The sequence below is a fragment of the Promineifilum sp. (SeqCode) genome, assembly GCF_041918635.1.
Classification (GTDB): Bacteria; Chloroflexota; Anaerolineae; order Promineifilales; family Promineifilaceae; genus Promineifilum.
The window spans coordinates 1-4907 of record NZ_JAYRVJ010000451.1 but is presented as its reverse complement, the minus strand read 5'-3'; the positions used below and the strand labels follow the sequence as shown (position 1 = coordinate 4907).

7 protein-coding genes are annotated in these 4907 nt (G+C 65.2%); 6 read left to right on the top strand and 1 reads right to left on the bottom strand.

Going from position 1 to position 4907, the window contains the following annotated elements; translation table 11 throughout:
• A partial coding sequence (locus ACE3UY_RS13840; protein ID WP_374688096.1) for a carbohydrate kinase family protein occupies positions 1–472 on the top strand: 472 nt, incomplete at its 5' end.
• A gap of 27 nt (positions 473–499) precedes the next feature.
• On the opposite strand, the gene ACE3UY_RS13835 is transcribed toward ACE3UY_RS13840, so the two are convergent.
• A complete protein-coding gene (locus ACE3UY_RS13835; protein WP_374688095.1) occupies positions 500–1099 on the bottom strand; it encodes a hypothetical protein in 600 nt (199 codons plus the stop codon).
• A 238-nt stretch (positions 1100–1337) separates the two neighbouring features.
• On the opposite strand from ACE3UY_RS13835, the gene ACE3UY_RS13830 reads away from it, so the two are divergent.
• The 5 genes from ACE3UY_RS13830 to ACE3UY_RS13810 all read left to right on the top strand — a co-directional run.
• Positions 1338–1817, top strand: a complete 480-nt coding sequence (locus tag ACE3UY_RS13830) for a maleylpyruvate isomerase N-terminal domain-containing protein (RefSeq protein WP_374688094.1) — start codon at positions 1338–1340, stop codon at positions 1815–1817.
• Between the two features lie 155 nt (positions 1818–1972).
• Complete coding sequence (locus tag ACE3UY_RS13825) at positions 1973–2683, top strand: metal-dependent transcriptional regulator (RefSeq protein WP_374688093.1); 711 nt, start codon at positions 1973–1975, stop codon at positions 2681–2683.
• A 26-nt stretch (positions 2684–2709) separates the two neighbouring features.
• Positions 2710–3744, top strand: a complete 1035-nt coding sequence (locus ACE3UY_RS13820; RefSeq protein WP_374688092.1) for a metal ABC transporter solute-binding protein, Zn/Mn family — start codon at positions 2710–2712, stop codon at positions 3742–3744.
• 31 nt (positions 3745–3775) lie between these two features.
• The gene (locus ACE3UY_RS13815; RefSeq protein ID WP_374688091.1) at positions 3776–4588 is read left to right on the top strand and encodes a metal ABC transporter ATP-binding protein; all 813 of its coding nucleotides are present in this window, start codon (positions 3776–3778) and stop codon (positions 4586–4588) included.
• A partial coding sequence (locus tag ACE3UY_RS13810) for a metal ABC transporter permease (protein ID WP_374688090.1) occupies positions 4585–4907 on the top strand: 323 nt, incomplete at its 3' end. The genes ACE3UY_RS13815 and ACE3UY_RS13810, both read left to right, overlap by 4 nt.

Sequence of the window (4907 nt, the reverse complement as noted above, 5' to 3'; positions counted from 1 at the left end):
CATCGCGCGGGAGGAGGGGCTGACCATCGCCTGCGATCTGCAGGACGTGGTAGACCCCGCCGATCCCTACCGGCAGGACTTCATCCGCGAGGCCGACATCCTCTTTTTCTCGGCGGCCAACTTCCCGGACCCGACGCCGCTAATCGAGCGCTTTCTCGACCGGCCGGGACGGGTCTGCGTGGTGGGCATGGGGGCGCGAGGGTGCGCGGTAGGCGCGGCCAGGAGTACGGGCACGGCCTCAGCCGTGAGATTCTTCCCGCCGGTGGAGATGGAAGCGCCTGTCATCGACACCAACGGCGCAGGGGATAGCCTGGCCGTCGGCTTTCTGACCAGCTACGTGCTGGACGGCTACTCACTGGAGGAGTCGGCGCGGCGCGGGCAGCTCGCCGCGCGCCACACCTGCACGCTCAAGGCAACGTCAGACGGACTCATTACCCGTGGGCAGCTCGACGATTTATTCCGCGCGCGATGAGTCTGAATCGTCAGGCTGCTCTTTCGGCTATTCGGACTCGGCCAGCCGCAGCGAGTCGAACACGTATTGAGCGACAGGTTCCAGCGCGGGAAAGCCCTCGTTCCAGGTGATGAAGGCGATGGACACCGCCTGGTTGCCATCGGCGGCCCATAGCTCGGCGACGGTCACCCGGCCGTCCTCGATGACGTAGCGCAATACTTCGGCCGGCAGGCCCGAGGGCAGCGTCACCGGCGTACGCGAGACGAACTCGGAGTCGGCGGTCTCGTTGTCGAAGGCGGCGATCGTCCGATCCAGTCCCTCGGCCAGCGCCGCCGCGCCGCCCTCGCCCGGCAGTGTGGACTCGCGCACCAGCATGAACTCGCTTTGCCGGCTGATGAGGCACTTCAGCGCCGTGCCGCAGCGGCGGTCGTCTCCCTCGGCGTCGTCCCACTCGACCGGATAGTCCACCTCGAACGATCCGGACGGCGTGTGGAAAACCGCCATCGGCCCGTGGGGTGACTCGTGCGTGGGCGCGGCGGTCGGCTGGGCGGCCTGGAAGCTGAAGGACTGGCAGGCAGTCAGCAGAAGCAGGCCGGACAGGATAACAACTGCGATTATGCGAACAATGCGGCGGGTTGTTGGCTCCATGCCTGCATTCTAGCGCTGCCCGTTTCGGCGCGCTATCTATAAATACCTGACAGGTCTGGACGCAGCCCTATCTATCTGGCAAGGCTCCTTACGCGTTTCGTCTGGCTATGCTATCCTTCCGTTCTCTTTGAAGAAATAATCCGCAGATTACGCAGATTTGGCAGATTCTTCGGAAGAACGGTGACGGGCGCATTGTCATCTTTAGGTGGTCTATCTATTTACAGCCGAGAGGAAGCGCATGAATCCACTGGACGTGCTGAAGTATGGTCATGCTACTGTGCTGCGCACGGTGGCTAAACTGCCGGAAGCGGACTGGCAGACGGCCGGCGTCTGCGGCTACTGGTCGGCGCGCCAGATCATCGCCCACCTGGCCTCCTTTGAGCAGGCGCTGGTTGAGGCGATCGACGTGGCCGGCGGGGCGGAGCCTGGCCCCGCCCTGACGGCTTTGCTGCGTAACGGACAGGCTTTTAATGATGCGCAGGTTGCCGCCCGCGCGAGCCTGTCAGCGGCCGAGACGTTGGCTGAGTATGAATCCACCCACCAGCTTACCCTGCTTCGCGCGGCTGACCTCCCCACCGAGCGCTTCCGGCGCGCCGGCTTCTTGCCCCGCTACGGCCAGGAATACGATCTGGAAGATTTCATCGCCTACAGCTTCTATGGTCACAAACGCGAGCACAGCGCCCAGATCGCCGTTTTCCGTGACCACATCGGAAGATAAGAATCCACAGAGTTCACAGATTGCACAGATTTTGTTAGCAAGCTCTGGGTCATCGTGAAACAGTGATGACTGGGGCTTGACTTCTTGCCCACTTGCCATATAATTTAGACGAAACTAAATTAGTTGCGGCTAAATTGCATGTTAGGCAAACGGTAATGACCTTCAGTGCGGATTACAGTCCGGCGGTTCAAGATTACTTGCGGGCGATCTATCTCATCGCGCGGCGCGAGCCAATCGATGGTCAGGTGACGACGTCTCAACTGGCCGCGCGCCTGGGGGTGCGCCCCGCCTCGGTCACGGCCATGTTGCAGAAGATGGCCGCGCTGGAGCCGGCGCTGATCGACTACCACAAGAGCTACGGCGCGCAACTGACGCCGGCCGGCGAACGGGCGGCGCTGGGCATCGTCCGCTGCCACCGGCTGTTGGAGATGTTCCTACACGAAAAGCTGGGCTATGGCTGGGACGAGGTGCATGAGGAGGCCGACCGGCTGGAGCACGTCATCAGCGACGAGTTGACCGAACGGCTCTCGGCCGCGTTAGGCCACCCGACACGCGACCCTCACGGCCACACCATCCCGGCCGCCGACCTGTCACTGGAGCCAGCTTCTGTGCAGCCGCTCCGCGACCTGGCCCCCGGCCGGCCGGCCGTTATCCGGCAAGTACGCGACGAGGATCCGGCCCTGTTGCGCCGCTTCGAGGCGCTCGGGTTGCGGCCCGGTGTGGGCGTGACGGTGGTCGACGCGCCGCCGGATGGCCCTCTCCAACTCCGCGTCGACGCGCGAATGATCGCGCTCGAAGCGGCCGAAGCGGGGCAGATCGCGGTGGAGTGTAACGAACGACTGCTTGACACTCGGGCCGCGTCATAGGCCGGCCTTTGGGAGAGATTCATTTCATGCGATTAATGGCACTGCTTTTATTGACGATGTTGCTCGCGGTCGCCGGCTGCGGGGGCGACGCGGCAGCCGAGACGGCCGACGACGGCCGCCTCTCCGTCGTCACGACCATCGGCCAGATCGCCGACGCGGCGACTATCATCGGCGGGGAGCACGTCCGCGTGACCAGCCTGATGGGCGCAGGGACGGACCCGCACCTCTACGTCGCCAGCATCCGCGATGTGGACAAGCTGCGCGGGGCCGACATCATCTTCTACAACGGCCTCTTTCTGGAGGCGCAGATGGATGGCGTCCTGGAACAGATGGCGGAACGCCAGACGGTCGTGGCCGTCTCGGCCGGCATTGACGAGAGCGAACTGCTGCCCTCGGCCGCCTACGCCGATGAGTTCGACCCGCACATCTGGTTCGACGTGACGCTATGGATGCAGACGGTGGAACAAGTGCGCGATACGTTGAAGGCGGTCGATCCGGCGCATGCCGCCGACTATGACGCCAACGCCGCCTCTTACCTGGAAGAATTGGCCGCGCTGCACGCCTACGTCGCCGAACAGGCCGCCCGTGTGCCGGCTGACCAGCGTGTGCTGGTGACGGCCCACGACGCCTTCAACTACTTCGGCCGGGCCTATGGCTTCGAGGTGCTGGGCTTGCAGGGCATCAGCACCGCCGCCGAAGCAGGCACGGCTGACGTGCAAGACCTGGCCGACTTCATCGCCGAGCGCCGCATCCCGGCCATCTTCGTCGAGTCGTCGGTTCCGGTGCGCAACGTGGAGGCGGTGCAGGCCGCCGTGCGCAGCCGCGGGTTTGAGGTGACGATTGGCGGCCAGCTCTTCTCCGACGCGATGGGCGACGCCGGCACGCCGGAGGGCACGTACGCCGGCATGGTGCGGCACAATATCGATACGATTGTAGGCGCGCTGCTGGGGAGTGGGGAAGCGGGGGAGCAGGGGAGCGGGGGTGCGGGGGAGAATCGCCAACCGCCGACCGCCGACCGCCGGCCAACCACCAACCACCAACCACCAACAACCAACGACTAACAACTGACAACTATCAACTATCAACTTGACTATGAACGATCAAACTACACCCTACGCCGTCGACGTGACCGACCTGACGGTAGCGTATCAAGAGAAACCCGTCCTGTGGGACATCGACCTGCAACTGCCGCCGGGCGTCTTAATGGCGATCGTCGGCCCCAACGGCGCGGGCAAGACAACCCTGATCAAGTCCGTGCTGGGGCTGATCAGGCCGGTGGCCGGGCAGATGCTCATCTACGGCAAGCCCTATGAGGAGCAGCGGCGGCTGGTCGGATACGTGCCCCAGCGCGGCAGCGTGGACTGGGACTTCCCCACCAGCGTGCTCGACGTGGTGATGATGGGGCGCTATGGCCGCCTGGGCTGGTTCAGGCGGCCCGGACGCGACGACCGCGAGCGCGCCCTGGAGGCGCTGGACAAGGTCGGCATGGCCCGCTACGCCGGGCGGCAGATTAGCCAGCTTTCCGGCGGTCAGCAGCAGCGCACTTTCCTGGCCCGCGCCCTCGTCCAGGAGGCGCAAGTGTACTTCATGGACGAGCCGTTCCAGGGCGTCGACGCGACGACGGAGCGGGCCATCGTCGATCTGCTGAAGGAGTTGCGCGCGGCGGGCAAGTCGGTGCTGGTCGTCCATCACGACTTGCAGACCGTGCCGGAATACTTCGACTGGGTCATGCTGCTGAACGTCAGCCGCATCGCCAGCGGCCCGGTGGGCAAGGTGTTCACGGAGGAGAATCTGCGGCGCACCTACGGCGGGCGCATCGGCTTTCTGACCGGCAATGGGACGGAGGGCGCGCGCGTGGAGGCCGCCGCGCCGGCCTTGACGACAACTCGGGGTGGTCAGGCATGAACGTTCTGGAGCTACTGAATAGCCTGCTGTTCGATTACACCGTGCGCACGGTGGCGGCCGGCGCGGCCGTGCTGGGCATCGTGGCCGGCGCGCTGGGCACATTCGCCCTGCTACGCCGCCAGAGCCTCCTGGGCGACGCCATGTCGCACGCGGCGCTGCCGGGCGTGCTGCTGGCCTTCATGCTGACCGGCAGCAAGGCCCCGGCGGCGCTGGTGCTGGGGGCGGCCGTGGCCGGCGTGCTGGGCACGTTCCTGTTGCTGGCGATCACCCGCTACAGCCGTATCAAGGAGGACGCCGCGCTGGGCATCATCCTGTCCGT

What these genes read in the sequence shown, in the direction of transcription:
- ACE3UY_RS13815 (WP_374688091.1), top strand. Translation starts at nt 3,776, where the DNA reads ATGAACGATCAAACTACACCCTACGCCGTCGACGTGACCGACCTGACG.
- ACE3UY_RS13825 (WP_374688093.1), top strand. Translation starts at nt 1,973, where the DNA reads ATGACCTTCAGTGCGGATTACAGTCCGGCGGTTCAAGATTACTTGCGG.
- ACE3UY_RS13820 (WP_374688092.1), top strand. Translation starts at nt 2,710, where the DNA reads ATGCGATTAATGGCACTGCTTTTATTGACGATGTTGCTCGCGGTCGCC.
- ACE3UY_RS13830 (WP_374688094.1), top strand. Translation starts at nt 1,338, where the DNA reads ATGAATCCACTGGACGTGCTGAAGTATGGTCATGCTACTGTGCTGCGC.
- ACE3UY_RS13835 (WP_374688095.1), bottom strand. Translation starts at nt 1,099, where the DNA reads ATGGAGCCAACAACCCGCCGCATTGTTCGCATAATCGCAGTTGTTATC.